Source organism: Pseudomonas sp. 51_B (assembly GCF_017491595.1).
Taxonomy (GTDB): Bacteria; Pseudomonadota; Gammaproteobacteria; order Pseudomonadales; family Pseudomonadaceae; genus Aquipseudomonas; species Aquipseudomonas promysalinigenes.
Window position 1 is genome coordinate 1 of sequence record NZ_JAFGYW010000145.1, and the last position, 543, is coordinate 543.

At 63.5% G+C, this 543-nt stretch carries 1 pseudogene; it reads left to right on the forward strand.

Going from position 1 to position 543, the window contains the following annotated elements:
• A pseudogene (locus J5M56_RS24070) lies at nt 1-543 on the forward strand (hypothetical protein); the annotation flags it as partial.

Below are 543 nucleotides of genomic sequence, written 5' to 3' on the forward strand. Positions count from 1 at the left end.
GGACGTGGCCATCGAACGTTTCGGCCATGCCCAGGTTGAAACTTTTTTCAACGGAGGTCGTTTACCGCAAGTCAATCGGCGAAGCGCCAGCGTCAGCGTACGGCAGGCCTATAGCGCCTTGTTCAACGCCAAGTTACTGGTTGAAGGCATTGGCGTGTTGAACAGCCAGTCGGCCACGGTCAAGGGCATGATTGCCGTGGTGCAAGCGCAGGAAGCCGAGCGGATCGCTCAGGAGCAGGCGCGGTTGGCGGCGGAACACGCCCGGCAGATTGCACAGGAACAGGCCCGCGTTGCTCAGGAGCAAGCGCGGCGGCTGGCGGAGGAGCTGGCGCGGCAGGCCGCCGCCGATGAAATCAGGCGGCTCGAAGAGGAACAGGCCCGTTTGGCGGCTGAGGCACTAGAGCGCAAGCGTGCCGAGGAACAGGCAGCGCTTGAGGCTGAGGCCGAAGCACGCAGGGTTGCTGAGGAAAAGCGCCGGCAGGACACCTCCGGTGGGCACAGTAGCCTGTTGCGCTTTCAGGGCAATACCAGCCACGCCCAACT